This window comes from Endozoicomonas sp. OPT23 (assembly GCF_009653635.1).
Lineage (GTDB): Bacteria > Pseudomonadota > Gammaproteobacteria > Pseudomonadales > Endozoicomonadaceae > Endozoicomonas_A.
The window spans coordinates 467,977-491,275 of sequence record NZ_PPFD01000005.1 but is presented as its reverse complement, the minus strand read 5'-3'; the positions used below and the strand labels follow the sequence as shown (position 1 = coordinate 491,275).

The 23,299-nt window shown below is 45.4% G+C and carries 20 protein-coding genes and 1 pseudogene; 8 read left to right on the top strand and 13 right to left on the bottom strand.

Features of this window, described 5'->3' with window-relative positions; translation table 11 throughout:
• Positions 1–175 precede the first annotated feature (175 nt).
• From EOPP23_RS13835 to EOPP23_RS13820, 4 genes are all read left to right on the top strand, one after another.
• Positions 176–1,201: an amino acid ABC transporter substrate-binding protein gene (locus EOPP23_RS13835; RefSeq protein ID WP_153766577.1), complete on the top strand. Its 1,026-nt coding sequence runs from the start codon at positions 176–178 to the stop codon at positions 1,199–1,201.
• Positions 1,202–1,294: 93 nt separating this feature from the next.
• Positions 1,295–2,455 carry an amino acid ABC transporter permease gene (locus EOPP23_RS13830; protein ID WP_153766576.1) on the top strand — a complete coding sequence of 387 codons (1,161 nt, stop codon included), beginning with the start codon at positions 1,295–1,297 and terminating at the stop codon, positions 2,453–2,455.
• Positions 2,456–2,465: 10 nt separating this feature from the next.
• Positions 2,466–3,551: an amino acid ABC transporter permease gene (locus EOPP23_RS13825; RefSeq protein WP_153766575.1), complete on the top strand. Its 1,086-nt coding sequence runs from the start codon at positions 2,466–2,468 to the stop codon at positions 3,549–3,551.
• Positions 3,552–3,627: 76 nt separating this feature from the next.
• Entirely contained in the window at positions 3,628–4,395 is a 768-nt protein-coding gene (locus EOPP23_RS13820) for an amino acid ABC transporter ATP-binding protein (protein ID WP_304598733.1), read from the top strand.
• 32 nt (positions 4,396–4,427) lie between these two features.
• On the opposite strand, the gene EOPP23_RS13815 is transcribed toward EOPP23_RS13820, so the two are convergent.
• The 8 genes from EOPP23_RS13815 to EOPP23_RS13780 all read right to left on the bottom strand — a co-directional run bounded on the left by EOPP23_RS13815 (position 4,428) and on the right by EOPP23_RS13780 (position 13,247).
• A complete protein-coding gene (locus tag EOPP23_RS13815) occupies positions 4,428–4,856 on the bottom strand; it encodes a phosphoadenosine phosphosulfate reductase (protein WP_153766574.1) in 429 nt (142 codons plus the stop codon).
• A gap of 82 nt (positions 4,857–4,938) precedes the next feature.
• The gene (locus EOPP23_RS13810) at positions 4,939–5,889 is read right to left on the bottom strand and encodes a LysR family transcriptional regulator (RefSeq protein WP_153766573.1); all 951 of its coding nucleotides are present in this window, start codon (positions 5,887–5,889) and stop codon (positions 4,939–4,941) included.
• Positions 5,890–6,029: 140 nt separating this feature from the next.
• Positions 6,030–7,322 (bottom strand): OmpP1/FadL family transporter, encoded by a 1,293-nt coding sequence (locus tag EOPP23_RS13805; protein WP_153766572.1) that lies wholly within the window; start codon positions 7,320–7,322, stop codon positions 6,030–6,032.
• Positions 7,323–7,635: 313 nt separating this feature from the next.
• Positions 7,636–10,488: a hypothetical protein gene (locus tag EOPP23_RS13800; protein ID WP_153766571.1), complete on the bottom strand. Its 2,853-nt coding sequence runs from the start codon at positions 10,486–10,488 to the stop codon at positions 7,636–7,638.
• Between the two features lie 217 nt (positions 10,489–10,705).
• Entirely contained in the window at positions 10,706–11,272 is a 567-nt protein-coding gene (yeiP, locus tag EOPP23_RS13795; protein ID WP_153766570.1) for an elongation factor P-like protein YeiP, read from the bottom strand.
• Positions 11,273–11,328: 56 nt separating this feature from the next.
• Positions 11,329–11,775 carry a DUF3301 domain-containing protein gene (locus tag EOPP23_RS13790; protein ID WP_153766569.1) on the bottom strand — a complete coding sequence of 149 codons (447 nt, stop codon included), beginning with the start codon at positions 11,773–11,775 and terminating at the stop codon, positions 11,329–11,331.
• 39 nt (positions 11,776–11,814) lie between these two features.
• Entirely contained in the window at positions 11,815–12,969 is a 1,155-nt protein-coding gene (gene nagA / locus EOPP23_RS13785; protein ID WP_153766568.1) for an N-acetylglucosamine-6-phosphate deacetylase, read from the bottom strand.
• An 86-nt stretch (positions 12,970–13,055) separates the two neighbouring features.
• Positions 13,056–13,247, bottom strand: coding sequence for a hypothetical protein (locus EOPP23_RS13780; RefSeq protein ID WP_153766567.1), 192 nt, complete (start codon positions 13,245–13,247; stop codon positions 13,056–13,058).
• Positions 13,248–13,618: 371 nt separating this feature from the next.
• Here EOPP23_RS13780 and ald point away from each other — a divergent pair, with 371 nt between their 5' ends.
• Together ald and EOPP23_RS13770 are read left to right on the top strand one after the other, a co-directional pair.
• A complete protein-coding gene (gene ald / locus EOPP23_RS13775) occupies positions 13,619–14,740 on the top strand; it encodes an alanine dehydrogenase (RefSeq protein WP_153766654.1) in 1,122 nt (373 codons plus the stop codon).
• A 126-nt stretch (positions 14,741–14,866) separates the two neighbouring features.
• A complete protein-coding gene (locus EOPP23_RS13770) occupies positions 14,867–15,586 on the top strand; it encodes a molecular chaperone (protein WP_153766566.1) in 720 nt (239 codons plus the stop codon).
• Here EOPP23_RS13770 and EOPP23_RS13765 read toward each other — a convergent pair.
• Genes EOPP23_RS13765 through EOPP23_RS13755 form a run of 3 tightly spaced genes read right to left on the bottom strand, consistent with a single transcriptional unit; the run spans position 15,573 to position 19,651 of the window.
• Positions 15,573–17,987 carry a TcfC E-set like domain-containing protein gene (locus EOPP23_RS13765; RefSeq protein WP_153766565.1) on the bottom strand — a complete coding sequence of 805 codons (2,415 nt, stop codon included), beginning with the start codon at positions 17,985–17,987 and terminating at the stop codon, positions 15,573–15,575. The two genes, EOPP23_RS13770 and EOPP23_RS13765, sit on opposite strands and share 14 nt — an antisense overlap.
• Before the next feature lie 57 nt (positions 17,988–18,044).
• Complete coding sequence (locus EOPP23_RS13760; protein ID WP_153766564.1) at positions 18,045–19,058, bottom strand: hypothetical protein; 1,014 nt, start codon at positions 19,056–19,058, stop codon at positions 18,045–18,047.
• Positions 19,055–19,651 (bottom strand): hypothetical protein, encoded by a 597-nt coding sequence (locus tag EOPP23_RS13755; protein ID WP_153766563.1) that lies wholly within the window; start codon positions 19,649–19,651, stop codon positions 19,055–19,057. The genes EOPP23_RS13760 and EOPP23_RS13755 overlap by 4 nt, the downstream gene beginning before the upstream one ends.
• A gap of 331 nt (positions 19,652–19,982) precedes the next feature.
• Here EOPP23_RS13755 and EOPP23_RS13750 point away from each other — a divergent pair, with 331 nt between their 5' ends.
• Positions 19,983–21,257: an O-acetylhomoserine aminocarboxypropyltransferase/cysteine synthase family protein gene (locus EOPP23_RS13750; RefSeq protein ID WP_153766562.1), complete on the top strand. Its 1,275-nt coding sequence runs from the start codon at positions 19,983–19,985 to the stop codon at positions 21,255–21,257.
• 172 nt (positions 21,258–21,429) lie between these two features.
• On the opposite strand, the gene EOPP23_RS13745 is transcribed toward EOPP23_RS13750, so the two are convergent.
• Positions 21,430–22,269, bottom strand: a complete 840-nt coding sequence (locus tag EOPP23_RS13745) for a hypothetical protein (protein WP_153766561.1) — start codon at positions 22,267–22,269, stop codon at positions 21,430–21,432.
• Between the two features lie 273 nt (positions 22,270–22,542).
• Positions 22,543–22,623: pseudogene (locus EOPP23_RS21825) on the bottom strand (DUF3859 domain-containing protein); the annotation flags it as partial.
• 429 nt (positions 22,624–23,052) lie between these two features.
• Here EOPP23_RS21825 and tnpB point away from each other — a divergent pair.
• On the top strand, positions 23,053–23,232 hold the full coding sequence (gene tnpB / locus EOPP23_RS21820) for an IS66 family insertion sequence element accessory protein TnpB (protein WP_370514767.1): 180 nt from the start codon (positions 23,053–23,055) through the stop codon (positions 23,230–23,232).
• Positions 23,233–23,299: the final 67 nt, after the last annotated feature.

Here is a 23,299-nt window from a genome sequence, read left to right as displayed (position 1 = left end):
GTGGGCTCAATAAGTTTCAAAGAGAGGGGGAGATAGCAAAAATAATTTTGTTCGTTTCCTGAGCAGACAACTGATTCTTTAATCACGAGAGAGCCAGTGCCGTGCGGTTGCCTGCAAATGCTTGAAAGGTTAAGGTTTGGAAGCGCACAAGAATAATAACAGCAGGGAACCCTTTATGTTGAAAGCACTTGTCAAACTAACCTTACCCGCTCTACTGGTTGCCTCAGGCGGCCTGCAGGCTAATGAAGATGGCAGTACTCTGGAAACCGTAAAAGAAAAAGGTTTCCTGAGTTGTGGTGTGAATACTGGCCTTCCCGGTTTTGCCAGTCCTGATGATAAAGGCAAGTGGTCCGGTATGGATGTGGATGTTTGTCGGGGCGTAGCCGCTGCTGTTTTAGGCAATGCGGATAAGGTGAAATACATTCCACTGACCGCCAAGGAACGTTTCACCGCGCTGCAATCCGGTGAAATAGATGTCCTCTCTCGAAACACCACCTGGACGCTGACCCGTGATGCGTCTCTGGGCCTTAACTTTGCCGGTGTTGCCTACTATGACGGTCAGGGCTTTATGGTCAGCAAGGATCTGGGCGTAACCAGTGCCAAACAACTGGATGGTGCTGCTGTCTGTATTCAGTCCGGTACGACAACAGAACTGAACCTTGCAGATTACTTCCGAACCAACGGTATGAAATATCAGCCAGTGGTTTTTGATACTTCCGATGGTACTGCCAAAGGTTTTGATTCAGGCCGTTGTGACGTGCTGACTTCAGATCAGTCACAGCTTTATGCTTTGAGACTGAGATTGTCTAAGCCCGACAAGGCAGTAGTGCTACCTGAAGTGATCTCCAAAGAACCTCTCGGTCCACTGGTTCGTCAGGGTGATGACCAATGGTTCAATATTGTGAAGTGGTCTCTTTCGGCCATGATCAATGCCGAAGAGTTGAAAGTCACTTCTGCCAATATCGATAAGATGAAGTCGTCTACTAATCCTTCCATCAAACGCCTGCTGGGAATTGAAGGTCCTAAGGGTAAAGGGATGGGGCTGAATGATGACTGGTCTTACCAGGTGATCAAGCAAGTCGGTAACTACGGTGAGATTTTTGAAAACAACGTGGGTGAAGGATCACCTCTTAAAATTGAACGTGGTTTGAATGCGCTGTGGAGCGATGGCGGCATTCTGTACGCACCTCCATTCCGTTAATAGCAGATGCGTTTTTTATAACCTGACATGCCAGCCTTGGCTTTTATCAAAGATAAGGTTGGCAACAAAAAATAATAATAAAAAAGAAGTTCTATGTTACTAAGACTCTGGCGAGATCCGGCCTGGAGGGCGGTGTTTTTTCAGGTACTGTTGATTGCACTGGTTTTCCTGGGTGGAGCCTGGATCGTCAACAATACTCTGACCAATCTTGAAAGCCGTGGTATCAGCACGGGGTTTGATTTTCTCTCGCAAACCGCAGGGTTTGGTATCAACCAGACACTGATCGAATACGACGAATCGTTCAGCTTTATGCATACCTTTGTGGTGGGGTTGCTGAATACGCTGTTGGTTTCTTCTCTGGGAGTGCTGTTCGCTACTGTTCTTGGTTTTTTGATGGGCGTTGCCAGGCTCTCTTCTAATTGGCTGCTGGCAAAGATCGCAGCTGTTTATATCGAAATATTCAGAAACATTCCGCTGCTGCTACAAATTTTTTTCTGGTACTTTGCGGTTCTGGGTGTACTGCCGAGTCCAAGACAAAGTATTTCTCTTTTCGACAGTGTATTCCTCAATGTTAGAGGTGTGTTTTTCCCCGCTCCGGTACTTGATTCCGGCGGTATGGTCGCTTTCTGGGCGTTTCTTGCCGCTGTCGTTATTGTTGGCGTCATTGTTCTTCTAAACAGACGTCAACGAAAGAATACCGGCAGACCTTTACCCTGGATTAAAACTATCAGCCTGGCTGTTCTGCTTGGTTTGCCGACGCTGAGTTTCTGGCTAACCAATGGCAGCCTGCACTGGGACTTTCCTGCCTTAAAAGGCTTCAACTTCAGAGGTGGAGTAGGGTTGCTACCTGAGCTGGTAGCGCTTTGGTTTGCACTTACTATCTACACAGCGGCCTTTATTGCTGAAGTAGTCCGCTCTGGTATTGAGTCGGTCAGTAAAGGTCAGAAGGAAGCTGCTGCTGCTTTAGGCTTAAGGCCGGGCAGGGTGATGAACCTTGTTGTGATTCCTCAAGCCATGCGAGTGATTATTCCACCGCTGACCAATCAGTATCTCAACCTGATTAAAAACTCCTCGCTGGCAACAGCTATTGGCTATCCCGATCTGGTCAATGTATTTGCAGGAACAACGTTGAACCAGACCGGTCAGGCTATTGAAGTTATTGCCATGACCATGGCTGTTTATTTAACCATCAGTCTGACGGTATCCCTGTTAATGAATATGTATAACCGCTGGGTTGCACTGGTTGAACGCTGAGGGCTAAAGAATGCAAAGAGAAATGATTGAAGCCCGAAAACCACCGGTGTTATCTGTGGGCTTTATTGGCTGGTGTCGTGAAAAGCTGTTTGCGACACCTACAAACAGTCTGGTTACGGTTGCCATCCTTTACGGACTGTTCAGTCTGATTCCATCGTTTATTCAGTGGGCTTTTGTTGACGCTACATGGGCAGGAGCAAGCAGCTCGGAATGCAGTTCTGAGGGAGCCTGCTGGGCCTTTATCTCATCCCGTCTTGATCAGTTTATCTATGGCTTCTATCCACAAGAGCTGAGCTGGCGTGTAGATCTGTTCTTTATTCAGTTGGCAGCGGTGCTTGCATGGCTGATGATTCCAGTACTGCCTGGCAAAAAGTACAGCCTTGCTTACGGCCTGATTGTGATGCCAGTGACTTCCTGGATCATTCTTGCTGGTGGACTATTAGGCCTTGAGCCGGTTGATACCCATGACTGGGGTGGCCTGATGGTGACGCTGGTGCTGGCCATGTACGGTATGCTGGCTTCGTTGCCTATCGGTGTTTTGCTGGCGCTTGGCAGGCGTTCGGAAATGCCGGTGGTTAAAACCTTCTGCACTGTTTACATCGAGCTTTGGCGCGGTGTTCCTCTGATTACTGTTCTTTTTATGGCTTCAGTTATGCTGCCTTTGTTTGTTCCGGAAGAAATTGTCTTCGATAAGCTGGTACGGGCAATGATTGGTATTGTTATGTTCCAGTCCGCTTATATGGCGGAAGTCGTAAGAGGTGGCTTGCAGGCGATTCCCAAAGGTCAGCAGGAGGCCAGTGATAGCCTCGGAATGGGGTACTGGCAAAGTATGTGTCTGGTAGTTTTACCCCAGGCCATTCGACTGGTTATCCCCGGCATTGTGAATACCTTTATCGCCCTGTTTAAGGACACTAGTCTGGTATTGGTTATTGGTCTTTTTGATCTGCTGTCTATTGTTCAGGCTGGTCTCAATGACCCTGCCTGGCTGGGTACGTCAACGGAAGGATACCTGTTTGTTGGTTTTGTATTCTGGATCTTCTGTTTCGGAATGTCCCGCTACAGCCAGAGTCTGGAAAATAATAGGCAGGAGCACTAGATGAATTCGGGTGCTCTGGCATCACGGGTTTTAAGTGATCTCTTTATTGAAAATCATGGACTTTGAGAATAAAAATATGCTGAACATGGATAACAATAAAGATGCTTTGTCGCCTGTTATTGAAGTTTCTCAGGTCAACAAATGGTATGGCCAGTTTCATGTGCTCAGGGATATAAATCTGAAGGTCATGCGAGGCGAGAAAATCGTTATCTGCGGTCCTTCCGGCTCCGGTAAATCAACACTGATTCGCTGTATTAATGCCCTTGAGGAGCATCAGGAAGGGCAGATTATTGTTGATGGTACCGAGCTGAACCGTGACCTCAAGAATATCGAAAAGATACGTCGCGACGTAGGAATGGTATTTCAGTCGTTTAATCTGTTTCCACATCTGACGGTACTGGAAAACTGCACTCTGGCTCCTGTCTGGGTCAGAAAGGAGAGCCGGGCTGAAGCAGAAAAAACAGCGATGCAGTTTCTGGAACGAGTACAGATTCCTGATCAGGCTAATAAATACCCTGGCCAGCTATCTGGCGGTCAGCAGCAGCGAGTGGCAATCGCTCGAAGCCTTTGTATGAATCCCGAAGTCATGCTGTTCGACGAGCCTACCTCAGCCCTTGACCCGGAAATGATCAAGGAAGTGCTGGACGTCATGACGGAGCTCGCCCATGAAGGTATGACTATGATCTGTGTCACTCATGAAATGGGCTTTGCCAGGACTGTAGCTGATCGAATGATCTTTATGGACGATGGCCAGATTATTGAAGAAGCCTCTCCTGAAACTTTCTTCAGTAATCCGGCATCCGAGCGTACTCAGCAGTTCCTGGGACAGATATTGAGTCACTGATTAAAAAGGACAGATACTTTTCAAACAGCCTCTTACACAGGCAACCCTGAAATGACACTTCTGACCGTTGCTATAGTGACCAGAGACAGCAGAACCAGAATGGTGGAAAAAATACCGGCTCGTTTTGAACGAAGCCAACCCACCAGACCAATAGACAGGATAAATAAAAAGAAAGCTGATGTTGCAATGGAGGTGCTGATAGATCGTATGGTCGCAATTTGCTTCAGTGTTTCATCGGCAAAGTTCTCTATACCTATCAGGCGAAGGTTTAAAGATACATCAACATAGAGTGCAATCAGGAAAAGAAGGGCTGTTAGGGTAAAGAGGATATAGCTGACAGTTGCGATGCCCTGAAGGTTCTTACTGCGAATGATTTGAACAGCAATAGACAGGGAGAAGCCCGCCATTAAACTACTGATGTAGGCTACTTGTCCTGACTGCAACTCCAGTATTTCATTCATTATCGTGCTTATTCTTACAGAATTTGAAGAAGTATATTACCTGCACGATGTCTTCGTTCAAGTGTTGATCAAAAAATAAACGCTATGCTGCGCCTTTTTGCGAAACCTCAGCGTGCAGCAGGCTTTGACACTCTTCAAACAACAGACTACGAAACCACATATGAGCAGAATCCTGATTCATCAGACGATGCCAGGTTAACTGGTAATGGGAAAACAGGTCGGTCATTTCATCAGGCAGTGATACCGCTTTTAACTGATAGCGATCCAGCAATAAACGACTGAGGGATGTTGTACCAATCATCAGGGCATCGGTCTGGCTGACCACTTCAAAAGCCAGATGCGGGTCAGCTGTCGACAGCATAATATCCCTGTTGGCCAGCATCATAGCTATTTTATTGGCAAACGGGTTTTCGGCGTATTCGGCAATGGTCAGGCTGACATGAGGATAAGCCAGATACTGAGTTCTGGTCAGCTTTTCCAGTTTTGCATACGGGTGTGCTTTGGCGACCAGAACTTTCGCAGTAACCGGCCCTATTACCTGACGATGAAGGTCTGGTCTCTCGAGTGGAATGATATTGATGCTCATATCCAGCTTGCCAGTCGACATATCATTCAGGCTATGACGAGACCATGGGGAAACCTGTACCTTTACGTTAGGCGCTTCCTTCCGCAGTCTGGCCAGTAGTGGCGGCATGATCTGCATGGAAAGGTGTTCCATGATACTGAGAGAAAACTGCTGATTACAGCGGGATGGATCAAACTCGGGCGGAGCAACTACTCTGGACACCATGCCCAGTACATCGGCCAGTTCAGCCTGAAGTTCTACGGCTCTGGTCGTTGGTTGCAAACCATGGGGGCGTCGTACAAAAAGTTCATCTTCAAAGATATCGCGAAGACGACCAAGTGAGCGGCTGATAGCGGACTGGCTGAGATGAAGACGGTCTGCTGCACGGCTGACACTGCACTCATCGAGCAATACGTGTAGAACAACCAGCAGGTTGAGATCATAACGACGCAGATTGTCAGGCTTCATAAACAACTCCAAAAGCTCGAGCCGTATAGAAACATTTTATTACAAACGGCCAAACCCGCTTATCCTAACCGGAGAAGCGGGTTTGGTGTTTAAGTAATTGCCGTAGCTGTGTGTTGCGGATTACTCAGGCAATCAAACAGTTAGAATGTCTGGTTGTACTGGATGCTGAAGATGTGGGCGTTGCCGCTGACAACTTCACCTTCGAATTTAGCCAGACTATTACCAGCAAACTCAAACTCATCTTCAATCTTGGCTTTATCAGCCTTCAGGAATGCATAACCCAGATCAATGCTCTGTTGGCTATTGAGTTTGTATTTAGCACCAAAGCTGTACCACTGTCGATCAGTGTCTGGAATACGGAAGCTACGGTCTACGTTGCCAACAGGGCTATTATCATAGGCGTAACCTGCACGAAGAGTCCATGCTTTGGAATACTTATATGTTGCACCAACAGCCCAACGGGAAGCGTCGTTATAACCTTGTTTATCAACAACTTTTGCGCCGTTATCAAGATCGATTACGATTTCTTCAAAGCTGGACCAGCCAGTCTTCATATAACTGGCATGAACGGCCAGGTTTTCATTAATCTGCTGATATACGGAGAGTTCAGCAATAGACGGTAGCTCTAGGTCGACAGAACCTTTGCTGTTGTAATCTGTTGGAGTAATAGTGCCATTGACAATGTCAGATTTGGCCTTGCCTTCCAGAGTCGTTTTAACAGAAGAGCGATAGCTGGCACCGATGCGAGTTCCTGAAACAGGTTCCCAGAGAATGCCAACATTCCAGCCATAGCCCCAATCGTCACCTTTAACATCCATTAATGTTCCAGCTTTAATTCCCATGGTCGGAATATCAAAACCAAGAGTATTGGTAAGCTGAGCCTTAACATAAACAGCATTCGCACCAAAGCCAACGCTCAGGTTGTCCTGAAGTTTATAGGACAAACTGGCATTCAGGTTGTAGCTCATTACTTCTGAATAGTCTGCAGCAGGGGTAACACCAGTGCTCTTGCTGAAGTCAGTAGTAAAGCCGTAATTAGTAAAGCCACCAACGCCGTAGCTCAGTTTGTCATTGACAGGAGCTACATAGTAGAAAACAGGAACAATCGCTTCATTGGCTACAGCTTTGTCTTTACCACTCGGAGATAGTGGGCTCAGCGCGCCACTCACATTATTCTCAATCTCAACAACCGGCTTAATATAAGACACTGCACCAGTAAAAGTACGACCTTCCAGGAAAGACATACCAGCAACGTTACGGGCAACCACAGAAGCATCATCAGCAATAGCGGCTTCACCGGCAAAAGCACGGCCCAGACCGGCAGCACTGTGTTCGCCTACCTGAAAACCAGCTGCATTGGCTTGCATAGCTGGAATCATGGCAGCAAATACTGCTGAAAGTGCGAAAAGTTTTGTGGTCCCGTTCTGGGTCATAGATGCCTCAATGCGTGTGCGTCAATCAATCTGTTTATTGATCTGTTGCTCTGTGGCAACACAGTCGCCATGAGCAGAAATACAGCGGCTTTTGACAGCTGTTTGCTATAAGGCGACAGATCTTTTATATCGCGGCGCACTTTACGCAAAAGACTCTTATGCATCCAATGAATTCTCAGACTATCAGAGTTGCGTTTGGGTAATATGAGTAGACTGTCTGACTTGGCAATAAATTTTTATGTTCAGAAAGGTAATAAAAAAGGCCGCTGAATTCACATCCAGCTGCCTTTGAGGTGCTTTAACGCTCTGACTGTTAAGGGTTTAACTGCTTTTTCGCTTCCTCTGGAAGCAGCTTGTTCATCTGCTGGCAGAACTCATGCTCATTCTGCCCTGTCAGACACTGTTGTAACTTTGTTTGTCTGGCTTTGGCATCGCTTTCGCATTCCTCATTCTGGCAACTGTCAGCCTGAATGGAGGCGCAATAGCCAGTGGCCAGGTCGAAAGTCTCTGCGCCTTTCACTGTCGGTGTGTAATGACAGCTTGCGGCGAGAACAGCTTGACTCACGAAAGGATCCAGTTCTTGTTGCGATGGCGAGTCACCCAGAGCGACATATTCTTCCAGAGAGTAATGTTGCTGCCCCTGCTCGGTTAAAGATGGAGACACAGTGCTCATAACTTCGGGGAAGCCCGGACTCATGGTGAAGGCAGCAATCATGTCGACATCTCCCTGCTCAACGATGGACTTTATCTGACGAGCCTGTTCGGAAGCCGTCAGGAAAGGCAGCATGTAGCGAGCCAGTGCGACACGATTTTCCAGTCTGTGATCAGTGAAGTCGGTATCTTCGACGTCGTACTTTTCTTCCAGAGTTGCACCATGTTGTACCAGGAATTCTGTACCAGGCATCAGGACTAAAGCCTCATTAGTTTCTGTGTAATTCAGGGCAAAACTCAGTGCCCAGTTGAGCAGTTTGGTTGCCGTTTCTGGAGATAGCTCATCGACATGGTTTGGATAATAGTGTTCGATCAAATAGACAAGACCTGATGGTATTGTTCTGTAATTGCCACCATAAGGTTGAGCGCATAGAAGCATTTTCTCTGCATCTGCCGTTACCGACTCAGAAGCTTTGGCAAGCCGGTTGATAGTGGCCATCAGTTCGGCATTATATGGTGACGTACAGATTTGATGATTGAGATTGATTGCAGGTACAACCTCATTTTCGTTTCTTTCCAGGCGGGCTGATAAGAGATTCAGAAGTTCAATCGAGCTACCTCTCTTTCGTGCGACTGTTTCAGAGAGTTCAATGAGTTGAGCAACACTCAATTCATCCAGTTTACTTTGAAAGTGTGCACGAGCCTGTTCAGATAGATCACGCTGCATGTTGAAAAGGGGTTTGATTTTGCTGTAAAGCTCAAAAAAATCTTTTGTCTTGAAGAGAGGCATAAGCTTTTCAAGCATACCCGCACTCTTTAAATTGAGTGCTTTTTGGATCATCACAACTCTGGAACTGTCCATTAATTCAGGAGTCTGGCTGAAGATCCAGTCTAAGGTTTCATTATCACCCGCTCCGATTGCCGCTAGAGCAATACTTTCTGCACTGTTCGTAGATGGGTTCTGCTGATAGAAAAACTGGATGAGTTCTCTGTCAAACTTTTCGCTGATAACCATCGTCAAAGCATTTTGGCCGTGATCATTCAATGGTTTGGAGAAATCAGCGCCTTTATTTACAGCGTCCTGAATAAGTTCAATTTCTTTTGTTCTATAGAGTTGCAATAGAACGGTTTTCTCGTCTGGAATGCCTGAGTATGACTTAACCTGATTAAGCATTAACTCGGCCATCTTCCAGTAACGATCGTCACTTGCCTCGTTGTACTTTATCAAGGCTTCCAATAACGGTGACTGGTTCTCGTCTGACTTTGCAGTGAAGTCAACCTGAAGTGCATTCAACTTAGTTAAGGTATTCATGTCATGCTGGCTGGTAGCCTGTAAAGCAAAGTCAGCCAAACCTGCGATTTTTGTGATACCGGTTTCGGCCATTTTTTCTGTGCCAGCCAGCTCAAGCAGTGAGGAGAACTGGCTGAAGTTATCCGTGGTAAGGCTCTTCTTGTTGAACTCGGCAGCCAGTTCAGCAGCATAGGTAGTATATGTATCAGGGTGATGTTCAATGACCAGTTTATAGAGGCTGTTCCGTGAATACTTAATAGCGTACTGAGCCATCTGATAGCTGGCACTGTCGGCCAGACTTTCATCTTCAAGGGCTGCCTGATAAAGAGTTTCTACTTTTTCAATGCTTCCCGTATCAAGGTAGTTCTGTAAAACAGACTCAAAGGGAGAAACCTTACTTTCATGAGGACTAAAGAAATCTGTTTGTTTCGCTATAAACTTATTGATTATGCGGATATCTGATTGAACGACTTCCGAGATTACTTTATCTATATCAACTATTTCAGAAGCGGTAGGAAGCGTCTGCAGATAATAATCAAGAAGTGTTATCAATGTGTTTTTTGTTTCATTCTTTTTTGTGCTGTTGTATTTCTTCAACAGTGACAAAAGTGGTGTCTGGTTGTCATCTCCCAGACGCTGGTTGAAGTCGGCTCCCTGCTCAGCAAATGCTTCCAGAATAGTAATGTTTTCTGACTGTACCGCCATGGCGACAATTGTTTGATTCTGAGCCGGATTTCGGGCGCTGTCTTTAGAGGGGGTCGAGAGATAAGCTTTTAAAAGTTTAGTAAATAGCTCGAGTGTCTTGTTTCGATTGTTACTTTCTCTGGTCTTAGTGGGAGTAAAATGGAGTGCTTCAAGGTAGTTACTTAAGGTGATTTCAACCGGTGACTTGCCATTAAGCAATGCGGATGAAAAATCAATGCCACGGGTAGCAGTGTATCCAACGATATCAGGCTCTTCGGATTCAATAATACGCTGAGTGAGAAGTTCCCTGTCATCAATCTCACTGAAATTTTCAATGTCGAAAAAGGACCGTTTGGTGTTCAGATGAACAGTCCAGTGGCCACTGCCATTCTCCCTCAATGGGCCATGTTTCAGCTGCTTGGTGCTCAGTTTATCCAGCTTCTTAAGTAGACTTTCCGACTCGGGTGAAGCGAAAGCAAAACCGCTTATTGAAAAGCAGAGAGCTAGAGCCAGAGCTGATTTCTTGAAATTCCTTTTCATAGTACACCTCCAATTGAATAGTTACTGCAATATTTGAGGCATCAAATAAGCATAAGTTCATATATGTGGAGGTTTAATCTAAAGGAGTACCGTGATTTTGCTTAATATCTATTTGAAATGGTTTTTTTGAATCTTAAAACTTTAATTGAAACAATGAGATAGCCGTTCTTGGGAGGGAAGGTAGTACCAGGTACTACCTTAGTCTGAGAATGGGCAATCAGGCGCGGGACATAAACTTCCCGGTTTCAGTATTCACCTTGATGATTTCACCAATAGCCAGATATTCAGGCACCTGAACTTCCAGACCTGTGCTCAGAGTGGCAGGCTTCGTGCGGGCAGCGGCAGATGCACCTTTAATAGCCGGAGAGGTATCGACAATCTCAAGGGCAATAGAAGTTGGCAGTTCAATGGCCAGCAGTTGGCCTTCAACCAGCATAGCGGTCAGGTTCTCCATGCCATCGTTGATATAAAGAAGTTGCTCTTCAATAGTGCTGCCGTTAACCAGAAACTGGCTGTAGTCTTCGCTGTCCATAAAGGTGTATTCATCGCCTTCTTTATAAAGAAGAGAGACATTACGGCGCTGAAGATCAACATCGGTGAACTGGTCATCGCCCGTGCAGGTCATTTCCAGTTTCTGGCCACCGGGTACAGAGCTGAACCGGAACTTATAAAGAGTGGAAGCACCACGAGCCGATGGGCTCTTGGTGTCCTGAGTACGAACAATGTAGTAGTTGTTTTCAATTTGAACGATGTGACCTTTTTTCAGGTCTTTGGCATAGGCCATGGATACAACCTCATTAATTAATGAGGTTATTTTATCATAGCCTTTGCCTGCGGGAATCAGTGTTTCCTGCTGTCTCTGAAGTCAGTCAGGTTAACGACTTTAGGTCTTTCTTCGTGTTCTTCTGCAGAAGCAGCCTGACTCTGACGAAGCTTTGAATATTCAGCGTCCATAATCAGGTTGGAAGAGGCTTCTTCCTCTCCTTCACGATGGTAGTCCAGATTCATTTTCTTCAGACGTTGACCGAGCAATTGAATGTGTCCGGTATAACGACGAATACCATCATCGGTAAACTCAAAACCAAAGTCTCGACAAAGACACATCTGACCATTGGGGCCACGCTTAGGTCGGGTTGAGTATCGAATAACAGTTCCATCGAGAAACTGCAGGTTCATATCCTTGCAGGCTCGTCGGCCGTGTTGAATTGCGACTTCCCGGGCTTTACTGGTATCAGACCAGTACCATATCACTGCCGCCCCAAGCAGTATCCAGAGTAATACATCCATTGCTACAGCTTACATGAAAGTTACCGTCTATTTGAAAGTTTAAAGGCTAAATACCTTTTTACCCTTTACCCAGGTGGCCTGAACATTAAAAGAAGAGTCCACGGCGCAGAAGTCTGCCCGTTTACCCACAGTAATGCTGCCATGGCTTTTATCGATGCCTATGTGTCTGGCGGGAGAAAGGCTGGCCATATGCACGGCTTCGATAGGTGTAACACCAGCCAGTTCAATCATATTCTTTACGGCATTGTTCAGGGATAAAGTGCTGCCTGCCAGTGAACCGTTGGCAGTTCTGGCCACGCCATCCAGAACGTTGAAGTCCATGCTGCCAATCTTGTAGTCACCGTCAGGCATCATACCCGCGCAGTTGCAATCGCTGATCAAAGCCGTTTTCTGCCAGCCTTTAACTCTGGCGACGAGAGAGAGAATGGCAGGGTGAACATGAATACCATCTGCTATCAGTTCTGCCAGAACATGGTCTTCAGTTAATACAGCGCCGGTACAGCCTGGCTCTCGGTGGTGCAGGCCTTTCATACCATTGAATACATGCACGCCAGCTTCAGTACCGGCTTTAATGGCAGCCATAGCCTGTTCATAACTGGCATCGCTATGGCCAATGCTTGTTTTAATGCCTTGTTCTTTCAGGTAGTGAATAGCGTCAATGGCTTCAGGTAGCTCCGGTGCCAGAGCCAGTTGTTTCAAGGCGCCATCTGCAGCTTTTATAAGAGCAGACAGCCTTTCTTTAGTGGGTGATAGAAAGAGCTGACTGTCGTGAGCGCCTTTATTTTTCTCGGTAAAAAATAGACCTTCACTGTAAATGCCCAGCATTTGAGCACCGGGCAGCACCTGCTTTGATGCTTTGCCTAATCGTTGAAAGCATTGCAGAGTCCGTTGCCATTCAGCGGTAGCCGTCGTCGCAAGAAAGGCGGTAACGCCACGGGAAGCAAGAGCAGATGATATTGTCGGAACAGCCTGATCATTGTCGTCCATTACATCGTGTCCGGCACAGCCGTGGATATGAAGGTCAATCAGGCCGGGAAGAAGCGAATGTTGTGTCAGGTCAATGGTAGGGATATCCAGGTTTCTGATATCAGGGTTAATGGCTGTAATGAAACCTCTGTCGACTTTAAGGCAGGCATTGCCAAGAATGCCTGCTTCGCTGAAGATTTGCTCTGCTTCTATATAGTAGCTATCCATTACAGCCTTTCCTGGTCAGTCATCATTCCAATTTACCAGTAAGTGAAAGTGATTAGGAAATTTCTCTGGCTGCAGTTTTTTCAGATTTAGTGAAGAACCTTTCTCGACGGCTTCGTACGCACTTTTAGCTTACCTTCAGTATCAACGATAGTGTCCCGGGCATCTACCCGATATATGTGGCGAAGATATTCCGACTTCAATGCTTTCTCATCAGTGAACTTCTTCACATCGACGCCTACGCGGTCGAGATATTCCAGCATAAATTGAGGGTCGGTCATTTCAGCCTCCTGCTTGTGACGTCAGTTAATGTTTCGAGCTGCTCTCAATAAAAATGTGACAATGTGTTAACAGGGAAAGTAAGTGTAACTCGAGAACAGCCCTGTTTTCGGCGCGTAGAATAGCATCGGCATATTACGGTTTTTTGACGTGTGGCAGTTTTTATTGCTGTTTTGGGGTCTTTACACGATGCTTAATGTACTAATAGATAGGTATTAGCTACCTGTTTAATTAATGAACGATGTTTTTCTTTGTGAAAGTTTTGATAACTGGTGATATTTTCTTAAAGTAGTTTCACAACAGTGACTTTTTCTGGTGAAAAGCCTTTAGACTGGAACATAAGTCCAAAGAACAACCCCGCTTGGAGAAGATTATGCTGGTAGGTGTGCCGAAGGAAATCAAGAACCACGAATATCGTGTAGGTCTGACTCCTGCTGCTGTAAAAGAGCTGACTGATAATGGTCATCAGGTAGTAGTTGAAACTCAGGCTGGTGCCGGTATCGGTTTCAGCAATGAAGACTACGAGAAAGTGGGCGCTACTATTCTGGCCACTGCTGAAGAAGTTTTCGAAAAAGCGGAAATGATCGTTAAGGTTAAAGAACCTCAGGCTGTTGAGCGTGCCCGTCTGCGTGCTGACCAGGTTCTGTTCACATACCTGCACCTGGCTCCTGACGCGCCACAGACTCAAGATCTGATCAACTCCGGTGCTACCTGCATCGCTTACGAAACCGTCACTGACAACAGTGGTCGTCTGCCACTGCTGGCACCGATGTCTGAAGTAGCTGGTCGCATGTCCATTCAGGCCGGTGCTCACTGCCTGGAGAAAGCTCAGGAAGGCCGCGGCGTATTGCTGGGTGGCGTACCGGGCGTTGAACCTGCCAAGGTTGTAGTCATCGGTGGTGGTGTTGTAGGTCAGAACGCTGCAGCCATGGCTGTAGGCATGGGTGCTGAAGTCGTAGTTCTGGATCGCTCTCTGGACACTCTGCGCAAGCTGGACGCTCAGTACAACAACCGTATCAAAGCTGTTTACTCTACTCAGCACTCCATTGAAGAGCACGTACTGTCAGCTGATCTGGTGATCGGCGGTGTACTGCTGCCAGGCGCTGCTGCTCCTAAGCTGGTGACTCGTGACCTGATCAGCCGTATGAAGAAAGGCTCTGTCATCGTAGACGTAGCAATCGACCAGGGTGGTTGTGTAGAAACCTCCAAGGCGACCACTCACGCTGAACCTACTTTCATTGTTGACGGTGTTGTTCACTACTGTGTAGCCAACATGCCAGGTGCTGTTGCCCGTACTTCTACCATTGCCCTGAACAACGCTACCCTGCCATTCGTAATGCAGCTGGCTAACAAGGGTGCTCGCAAGGCTCTGGAAGACAACGCTCACCTGCTGAACGGTCTGAACGTAGCCAAGGGTGTTGTAACTTGTGAAGAAGTTGCAGAAGCTCAGAACCTGCCTTACCGTTCTGCGAAAGAAATGCTGACCGAGATCTGATTTCAGATTTTCATCGTATTCAGTTGAAAGCCCGGCTCTTGGAGTCGGGCTTTTTTGCGTCTGGATGGCAGAAAAACTTGGACAGTCTATCTTGGAAGCAGTTATTTCCAGATACTGAATATAGTTATGAAACGAGTGTCTTCTCTTCTTATCTTGCTTATGTTGTTGATTGCTCAGTTGTCACTGGCAGATATGAGCCTGGATCGTTCAATCGTTTATTTCGACAAAAAAGGTTGGAAGCGACAGGACGTTCAGGTGAGTAACCTTTCCAATGAAACGATGTATCTTCAAACCGAAGTTTTCCGGGTAGTCAATCCGGGTAAAAAGGATGAAGCCAAAATACCAGCCACGACACCAGAAGAAATGAAACTGATGGCAACTCCTCATAAGTCCAGTATCAAGGCTCAGGGAATGAGAGCAGTAAGGCTGTTCAACAGGGAAAATAATCTCAAAGAAGAGAAGGTATACCGTGTGCTTTTCCGGCCTGTTGTAGGTCCACAGAAAAATCAGGAACAGGTAGTAAAAATACTGGTCGCCTATGAAATACTGGTATTTGTTCGTCCAACTCAGCCAATCTTCAAAGTTGAAGGGACGATTAAAGATAAAAAGCTTGAGCTGACTAACACCGGAAATTCAAGTGTGCTACTGCGCCGGGGGCAGCAGTGTATTACCAAGGATAATTGTAAGTCTGTCTGGAAGAGTAAGCGACTTTATAGGGGCCAAACATGGAATGTAGATCTTGCTGGAGAAGGTGAGGTGAAGTTTGCACTTTTTGATGGTCACTTCGAAACATCTCAAACGGTAAAATCAGTCAAAAAAGCAGTTGCTCAGGTCAGGGACAAATAATAGCCCCTAAATCCAGAAATCCATCCATCGCTTGGCTGGGGTCGATTGGGATTACGCATTTTTCAGTTCCCCGCTTGAGCGTGATGCTTGTTTCACTGTCTGAAATTTCTGCTTGAAAAAGACCGAATTCGTTAGCGCAGGAAATAAACTCTCTCGAGTAGGCACAGTAATTCTTCTGGGAAATGTTATTACTGTCTACGACCTGACCAAATACTGTAATACTTTTCCAAACCTTAAACGACAAATGTTTTATATTTCCCGGATAGAGAGTGACTGCAGAACGCTGTCCTGAAATTTCATACAGGCTGGCACCGGTATTTTCGAGAGTCACCCGGTAGTTGCTAAAGGTTGTGAGAGGTATTGATGTGGCAGTGCCTCCTTTTGCAAAGCCTGCAAACTGGCCGTTGACGAGAACCCGGAACATATCGGTAGAATTTGCTCCCTCAATCGAGACCGTTATAGCACTGCGAGCTCTGTCTGCTCCTCCAAAAGCAAAGCCGTACTTATTGATAGAGAAAGATGTACTGAAAGACCCGGCATAACTCGTTGTATCAGAGTCATTCTGACGGTCGTGATTGATAGCAAGAGAAAGGTTCCCGACACTGGAAGTGTTGTCATAGACGCCAAAAAAGATATTCCTGTCTTCGGCTATATCAACACCAAACCTTGTCTGTTGATCCATCTTTCGATCCTGATTTCTGTCGTGCCATTGATTTTGATAGGTCGTTTGCAGGTCTCGACTTACAAGACCTTCCTGACGGCTCTCGGTATATTGACCTCTGACGTAATGCTGAAGGTTAAAGAAATCCATGCTCAGACTCAGGGATATCTGAAAACTAAGCTTGTTCTCTGACTCTGTTACATTACAGCCAAGCCGCAGTGAGTCTTTACGACTTGCCTGTAAATTGCTCTGAAAACTCAGGGATTTCAGATGTTCAGTACTGCCCTGGTTTTCCCGAAAACTGTACCGGGCTGTGATAAAGCCATTTGTGACAGGAATACCTAAAGTCATTGTGTCGAGAATGTTTTGGTTACTGATAAGTCTGGTCTGTCGGCTGTCAGGCAGGTTTGCGTTTTGCCAGACTCTTCTCGATTCAGCGCTCAGCCAGAATAGTCTTGATTGATTCCAGCTAATGGACAGGTAGCTTCCGAGCTGTTTTTGCAGACCAGCCATAAGGCTTGAGGAAACAGAAATGGCAGGAAGGAAGTAACCTAAGCTCATTTCGGCCACTTGTTCTGCCCGTGAGGAGGCCATGGACAGACGCATGCCTGAGTTCTGGGACAATCCGTGCTCATAGCCTGCTCGCAGTAAGATCTGATGGGACGTATCGGGTAACAGGGAATCTGATGAGGAGAGAGTCTGCCCGGCTTCGAGAAACCAGGCTGACTGATTACCTGTTTTGATTCTGCTCTGTTTGACGAACATTTTTTTTTCGCTGTGGAAGGGGACTCCCGCGGTTGATGTGATTTTTATATCCAGTTCATAGGTGCCACTGGGAAAACCACTGGTATTAATGGTCTGGTAGCCGGCGTCCAGCAGTTCACTGTGAATGAGGTGCTGGTCTCTGAAGACTTCTACGATGCCTCTGTCGGGCATGACGACCTCAATCGGTGTCGAGTTTGTTTTTTGTTTATCCAGTAGTGTGTCTTCTGAGCTGCCAAAGCTGATGCCTGCAATATCACGACTTAATAAGAATCCGGAGCTGTTAAAACGAGAGTGCAGATAGCCAGCAGAGTAATGCATTCCCATATTGTCATAAGCCCAGAACAAACTTTGAATTTTCAGACTTTTCTGATTGGTAATGCTCCAGTTGCTTTCAAAATGCTCCTGTTGCCAACCAATAAGTGTATTTGCTGACAGGTTATAATTTTTGCTGTCTGAACTACCGGCGTAATTGAAAGCAAACCCTTGCAAAAGGCCAATTCCGGAATCTGATGAGGGTAAGTAGATTGAATGTGATTCTGAAGATTCGAGGTAGTCAGGATGAATGAATAAATCAGCCCTGAAAGACTCATCGTCAAAAATGACGCCTACTACATCAGGTGTAATTAAACCGCAGTTTTTTTGTGTTTGATGATGGCAGATTTTTCCGGGATGGCCACTGCTCCAGCCGGTGAAATGCTGAATAACGGTGGCTCGTTCTTTCAGGTTGGCAATTTGTTGTAATATGTTTTCCGGGTTATGGAAGAGTATTGAATCTGAGGTGTATGTTGCGTAAGCGCTGATGATCAACTGACCCTGAAAATAGACATCTATGATAGAGCTTTGTGGTTGATCGAGAAACTCAAACCCTGGTGGAGCTTCTACTGAAGGTGAGTTTTCTGCAAGTACGACTCGACAAAAAAGCTGACAAGAGCAAATAGCAATAACTGTAATCAGTCTCACAATGGTGTGAGTCATTTGCTCCACTTCTGCGTCTTGTTTGGAAAATTAATATAGCTTTAATAAGAAAAGAGATTATTCCGTCTCAACAATCAGGGTAATTGTATCGGAGTAATCGCCACTTGGAATTTTAATCAGTGACGAGTGATTAACTATCGCTTTTATCTCAGCATTAGCATTAAACCTGGAACATTGGTCAAAGTAACTGTCTGAGCCTGGTAGGCGGTGACTACTGTGCCTTGGGTGAATAAAGTCAAATGGAGCCCTTTGGTAGGCATCATAGGATATTTTGTAAGGCAGGTTTGCAGACCAGCAATCGTTTCCTTTTTTGCCTGCGCACAAATGATAGTTACCATGCCAGTAATTTGCGCTGTCAGCTCTTATACGGTATTCACCGCCATCGTTGGTGTAGACACAGGCATGGGTTGTACCCACTGTATATTGTGCCTGTTTCTCGTTTATTTTTATGTCTCCCGTCACTCCTATTTTAATCAGCCTGGGTATAAACAACCTTATATGGAAATGTTTGTGCAATTGTTCTCCACGATCGTTTTCAAGAAAAAAATCAAAATGATTCTGATAGTGACCAAAAGGTAAACGAGCCAAAATATAATCAGATATTTTTATTTGAAAGTGGAAGTCTCTGGTTGTGCAGTCTGTTTGAGGATTCAATATCTTTATATTGTGTTCGGGGTTTTCATAGACAAGTTTTTGATGATTAGAACCCTGCCCCAAAGCAATTTCTATTGGTATTAGTTCATCATTATAATCAGCCAGCCTGAGTGCATAAGCGTATTGTCCGGAATAAGAACCCTGTAAACGACTATGTGCTTTAATTGGCTGATGTTCAGTGTCTGCTGAAAATATGCACATCGGGTCTGATTGCCAGTAAATATCGTATCGACCATTCCAACGTTCCAGATTGATTCTATGTGGAAAGTTTTGGACCAGTATCTGATGCTGTTCGGCCTGAGCCTCAGGGAAATAACTTGCTGAAATAACGAATAAAACCAAAAGATAGAGATAGCACTTCAGCCTCACTGATTTGGAAAGAGTGAAACTGAAGTGCCTGAGGAGTCGAAGACTCACGCTTCCTCTTCGATGCTTACTATCATGGTCAAGGTATCAGTGAATGTGCCTGAATCAACCCCTTTTGGAGTTGGCACATTGATTCGGATCGCCGTGGAGGTATCTGAGCCAGTGATATCCTGCACTGTTGATGTCATAGCGGTAACTTTCTGACCACTAGAAGTGATCTCATCTCTGGGTTTCTCTTCTGAGTTAGAATCAAACAGTTCGATGGTATAGGGAACTGTTTTTGCTGTTTCCCCGCTACCGGATTTCAGATTGAGACTGGCAGTCTGTTCATTACCCTCACTACTACCAGGGTTGGCAGACTGAAAAGTGATGCTGTATTTATCGCCTGCCTGATTTCGAAAGACACTGAATTTTGACAAACGAGAGACAATTGAATTTCCGCCTTCCGCCTTGTTGGCCTGAAAAGACATGGTAATGTCTCTGAGGTTATATATTTTTATTCTGTCTTCAACAGTGAGGGTTACCTCTACCGAACCTTGTGAGCCTGTAGTGGAATCACCTAAATCACCCTGCACAGCAGCAAAGGTGGCACTACTGAATATACATAAAGGAAGCAGAATACTTTTCGAAATTTGCTTGAGCATAACGAGCTACCTGATTGGTTGAAACTCCGCACAAAACATAGTTGCCAACAGATACTCGGCCATAAGGATAAACCGAAATGGAAAAGTGTGGTGATTAGGCTACATCGAGAAACTTAGGGTGATTTGTTATGTAATTTCACATTTGCCTTTTTCATCGGGCAGCGGCTATCGCAAATAGATCTAAAAAATAAGTCTAAAAATAGCGAGGCAAGCGGTACGGGTTAATGATGCGCCTGAGAAGTTACTTTTAAAATCAAATGAAGGATGACATTCGACAACGCTCTTGTATGATCACAGACTCAGAAGAATAAGCAGAAATCAGGTAACAATAATGAAGCCGGAAACTATTGCTCTGCACGCCGGGTACGAAGGCGATGCGACAACTAATGCAGCAACCACTCCGATCTATCAAACCGTTTCTTATACCTTTGATGATACCCAGCACGGTGCAGACCTGTTTGATCTGAAAGTGCCGGGAAATATCTATTCCAGAATCATGAACCCGACCAATGCTGTGCTGGAAGCCCGGCTGGCGGCTCTGGAGGGTGGTATTGCTGCACTGAGTCTGGCGTCCGGTATGATTGCCATTACCTATGCTATTCAAACCATTGCCGATGCAGGTTGCAATATCGTTTCGACCAGCCAGCTTTACGGTGGTACCTATAACCTGTTTGCTCACACCTTTCCAAGACAGGGCATTGATGTTCGCTTTGCTTCCCATGATGACTACGCCGGTCTTGAAGCCCTGATTGACGAGAACACTCGTGCAGTGTTCTGTGAATCCATTGGTAACCCGGCCGGTAATATCGTTGATATTCAGAAACTGGCAGAGCTGGCTCATCGTCACGGTGTGCCACTGATTGTGGATAACACCGTAGCAACGCCTCTTCTTTGCCGTCCTATTGAACATGGTGCTGATATTGTTGTGCACTCTCTGACCAAATACATTGGTGGACACGGAACAACTCTGGGTGGTGCCATTGTCGACAGTGGCAAATTCGACTGGAAAGCCAACAAGGAACGTTTTCCAATTCTGAACGAACCCGATCCTTCCTATCACGGTGTCGTATACACAGAGGCGTTGGGTGAAGCCGCGTTTATTGGTCGTGCTCGCGTTGTTCCTCTTAGAAATACCGGTGGTGCTTTAGCCGCGCAGAGTGCATTCCAGTTAATGCAGGGTTTGGAAACTCTGGCGCTGAGAATGGAACGACACTGCGAGAATACCGTGAAAGTTGCACAGTTCCTGGAGCAGCATCCACAAGTGAACTGGGTTAACTATGCAGCACTGGAGAACAGTTCATACTTTGAGACCGCTCAGAAGATTACAAGTGGTAAGGCTTCCGGAGTGGTCAGCTTTGGTATCAAGGGTGGCAGAGAAGCCGGCGGTAAGTTTATCGATGCCTTACAGATGATTCTTCGTCTGGTAAATATTGGTGATGCCAAGTCACTGGCTTGTCATCCCGCTTCCACTACACACCGTCAGTTGAGCCCTCAGGAGCTTGAATCTGCCGGTGTTAGTGAAGATATGGTTCGTCTATCCATAGGTATTGAACATATCGAAGATATTCTTGCGGACGTTGATCAGGCGCTGAAGGCCAGTGCATGATTTTGGCTGAGTAATGATTGTTAGTGGCAGACTTTGGTCTGCCATTTTTTTGGTTCAATGGACATGATCAGTTATGTGAGAGTTAAGAAATAAGGTATCGATCCGGTAGCAAAAACTCCACACAATGGGTGGAGTCCTTCAGCTGCGGCACCTTACTCTGTTTATAGAATTTTCATTCATCATTGTTAATTGGATAATGACCTATGAGGAGGTTTTGCTTTTCTGCAGAATCCATGGATTCAAGTGACTTGTCGAACCAGTCTTGAAATACCTCTGTACTTACATCTCCACATATTTTCTTGGTATTACCGTAAACATGATGTGTTCTAAAAAAATTACCTGTCATATTATGAATAAATGTTGAGTGTGGCTCTGGAAGATCTAAAAATTTTTGTAATGATTCATTAAATTGATTTGGTGCTCCCCACTCCTTTAAACAAACAGCAACCAGTGGACTGTAGTTTTCACTGGTTAAGGCCTGTAAACAATTGGACTCTGATAACATGCCATTTTCTGCTAATATAGCTAAACAATCAGGCATATAAGAAAGGCTGGTTGGTTCAGGCGGCGCTATTTCGTAGTAAAGGCTTACTAAATCTCTGGTTAAAGCATTCTCTGGATTTGGACCAAACCTACAATCATAGGTTCTGAAAACTTCCTTCATATCTTCGGAAAGTAAAATCTTGAGAAACTTACTTTGAAGCTCTGTTTTTTGCTCTTTAAGAGTCCCCTTATCATATGATCGAACCAGGGCTTGAAGCTTTTTAGTTGCTTTCTGAACAGCTCGGTGAGATTTATTCACAGGCTGCCCTTGAAGTACTTCTACAGTACGACTCATCAAACTTAAAGCGAAAAAGCAAAAAGCTTTTACTCTTCTAGCAGTAGGAGTCAAATACGAAACGGTGCGACTGGCCCAGGATTTTGATTTATGATTCGCTGCTGACGTATGTTTGGTTTCCGGATGGGAAACTTGAGGGGTTTGATGCACCGGTGATCTATTGGATGGCTCCATTTTAAAACTCCTTATATTGTTTAATATATCTGAACTTTTTATATAATATGTTCGAAATCTATATGGTTTAAATATAGGGTGATTAGTCTGAAGATCATTACAATATGTTGTTAAACCCATTTAGTACTGATAATTAACCACTTGTTTTGCTTTTTTCAAATAATTTGAATTAAAAAATGACTGAGGATTCGAATAATTAAAGTATTTTTTACTTATTTAGAACTTAACTTTCTTATTGGACTAATCAGTTAGTAAAGGAGTTTGTTCAGGTTTTTAATAAAACACCTTAAAGGTTTTCTCTGAGACTACTTTGCCATTCATTTTCAGCGTCATTCGCCAGTTGCCGGTCTTGTTACTGACCGGTGCTCAGATAAAAATTCCCAGTCGTTGTCATTTACGAATTCACTCTGTAAAAACCTCTGATTATTTCCAAGGTTATGCACCAGTCACAATAAATGACTTCAGCAGCTTCTCCAGGTAGTTATTGCTCCACCCAGCTTTCTTCCTTTTACCTTTAATACTGAGCTTGCTGATTTGATTTAGTTGCAGAATGTTCCGGCCGATGCGGCGCAATTTTGAGAGTTTGTCTGCAGCATTTTCATTTTTCGTCTGACAGGCATCCTCCGAGAACGCGATATCCAGCATCCAGTGCAGACTATTCTCTATTTCTCAATGCATTCTGGTGGCAGGCAGCATGGCTTTCCCGCTGTGTCAGGATAGGTACCACCCTTCAGTTAGACTATCTTTGTCTTCTGAAATCGCCAGCGAGGTAAGGTCAAGCTGTTGTATTGGGAACGCATTGGCTTCGTGCACTGGTATAAACGGCTGGAGAAATTTCGCTTTAAATGGCCTGATGATGATGCGCCTGAAACAATAGGTGGTGCTTTGCTCAACCAGCTGTTGAATGGCTATGAAATCCGTCACACTGAGATTACCGAGAAGGTTGCACAATTCCTGGAATAGCACCCACAGGTGAGTTGGGTGAACTATGCGGCCCTGGAGAACAGTCCATACTTTGAGACCGCTCAGA